We start from the raw sequence: 1,955 nt of genomic DNA, 5'->3' as shown, positions 1-1,955 counted from the left end.
GGGCCGACAAGCTGGCGGTGGAGAACAGTTCGGACTGAGTGGAGAAGTTGGGCAGGCTCATCGGTGAGCGCCCCGGCGCGCGGATTTTCGCATGGACATGTTGCTAGCCTGTTGAGTAGCATACACTGATGCAAGCAGAATATCCCATGCGCGTTCAAGTCATCCGTACCAAAGGCCAGGCCCCGCGCTTTTACGTCAACCTCCCCATCCCGCTGGCCGCCGCCTTGGACATCCAGGCGGGCGAACAAGTCCAATGGCAACTACTCGGCCGCTCGGACTTGCGACTCCACCGATTGCACGCTCCCCCGGCCTCTCCTCGCCCGAAAAAGTAGCCGATCGGTTTTTCAGCGGAATCGAATTGTGAGATGTGACCCCGATTCCGATTTGCCGATTTAAGGCGCTGGAACCGACGCCACCTTCCCATAAATCATGCAGCAAATGAGTGAACTGATCCCGTCGGCAACTCGCCGCCATCGTTGGCGCATCGTCCACTCAGAGTGGTCGCTCGGCTGGGGAGGTCAGGAACACCGGGTTCTGGCCGAACTCACCGGTTTCCGCGAACGCGGCAGCGAGGGGTGGCTCCTGGCCCCGCCCGAAGCCAAGGTTTACGAGCGGACCGCGGCGATCGGAATTCCCACGCGCCCTCTCGATGTGAACCGCCTGCATTTCGCCCTCGAAGTTTTGAAGACCGCGCGTTGGCTCCGCAAAATCCGTCCCGACGTGTTGAACACGCACAGTTCACGGGACGGTTGGGTGGTCGGAATGGCCGGCCGTTTGGCGCGCGTGCCCTTGTTAGTGCGAACGCGCCACATCGAGGTGGCGTATCCCAATCGCCGCGTGAGCCGACATGCCTTCGTGACGCTGGCGGACCACGTGTTCACCACGAGCGAGAAAATGGCGATCCACTTGAGGCAAAGCCTGGATTTGCCGGAAGAGCGCGTGACCCCGATGCCGACCGGGATCGACTTGAAACGCTTCGCGCCTGATGGACCGAAGGTGGAACTGCCCTCAGGAAAGGCGCCGCCATCGCTCCCCGCCGTTGGCATGGTGTCCGTGTTGCGCTCGTGGAAAGGCCATTCGACCTTCCTCCAAGCCGCGCGACTCTTGCTGGATTCGAAATTCGCCGCGCGTTTCGTGATTGTGGGCGAAGGACCCATCCGGCCTCAGATTGAGGCGCAGATCGCCGAATTGAGATTGGCGGACTGCGTGGGACTGCCTGGTCATCGCGAAGAAGTGCCCGAGGTCCTGCGTGGGTTGGCGGTGCTGGTTATCGCCTCGACCAAACACGAAGGCGTTCCGCAGATCGGTCTCCAAGCCTTGGCGACGAAGACGCCGGTGATCGGCACGGATGTCGGTGGCATTCCAGAAATCATCCGGCCCGGCGAAACAGGCCGGATCATTCCGGCGGGCAATGCTCCGGCGCTGGCGGCCGCCATCCGCGAGACCCTTGAAGCGCGCGTGGTCACGGCGGCATTGTGCGAACGCGGCCGGGCTTTGGTGGAAGCACGCCATGGGCTGGACGCGATGCTGGATCGGATTGAAGCGGTGTATGCGCGCCATCTTGGATGAAGGAGCCAAGATTGAATTGCAGTCCGTTCAAAATGCTGAATCCTCTTCGCCTGGAGCTTCCAGGTCGGGGTCAGATCTCTGCCCGGGTCACCAGGACCGAGAAATGGTCAAATGGTCAGCAGGACAAGTCGCTCCTCAGCGAGCTGAAGTCGAACGTGAAGATTCCATGTCCTGCGGTTCCTCGGGACGGACTCGCCTTGTCATCGAATGCACTTCACTCCAAGTCCATGCCAACCTTCCTTGCCTCCAGGTTACTCGGACCCGTCGAAACTTGCTTCGACGACACCAGCATCAGCAGGATCGGAACATCAGCTCGGAGCGGTTTTGAAAGCTTGCAAGGAACAGACTGTCAGCTCCGGGTCGCGGAGGCGCGAGGAGCTTGTCGG

At 61.1% G+C, this 1,955-nt stretch carries 2 protein-coding genes; both read left to right on the top strand.

Annotated elements, in window-relative coordinates; all coding sequences use genetic code 11:
* Positions 1-128 precede the first annotated feature (128 nt).
* Positions 129-332 carry a hypothetical protein gene (locus FJ398_27490; GenBank protein ID MBM3841620.1) on the top strand — a complete coding sequence of 68 codons (204 nt, stop codon included), beginning with the start codon at positions 129-131 and terminating at the stop codon, positions 330-332.
* 97 nt (positions 333-429) lie between these two features.
* On the top strand, positions 430-1,569 hold the full coding sequence (locus FJ398_27485) for a glycosyltransferase family 4 protein (protein ID MBM3841619.1): 1,140 nt from the start codon (positions 430-432) through the stop codon (positions 1,567-1,569).
* Positions 1,570-1,955 lie beyond the last annotated feature (386 nt).

It is taken from the genome of Verrucomicrobiota bacterium, assembly GCA_016871535.1.
Classification (GTDB): Bacteria; Verrucomicrobiota; Verrucomicrobiia; order Limisphaerales; family SIBE01; genus VHCZ01.
This window is presented reverse-complemented; position numbering and strand designations above follow the sequence as displayed.

Excerpts from the sequence above, each read along its gene's own strand:
- FJ398_27490 (MBM3841620.1), top strand. The coding sequence starts at position 129 with ATGCAAGCAGAATATCCCATGCGCGTTCAAGTCATCCGTACCAAAGGC.
- FJ398_27485 (MBM3841619.1), top strand. The coding sequence starts at position 430 with ATGCAGCAAATGAGTGAACTGATCCCGTCGGCAACTCGCCGCCATCGT.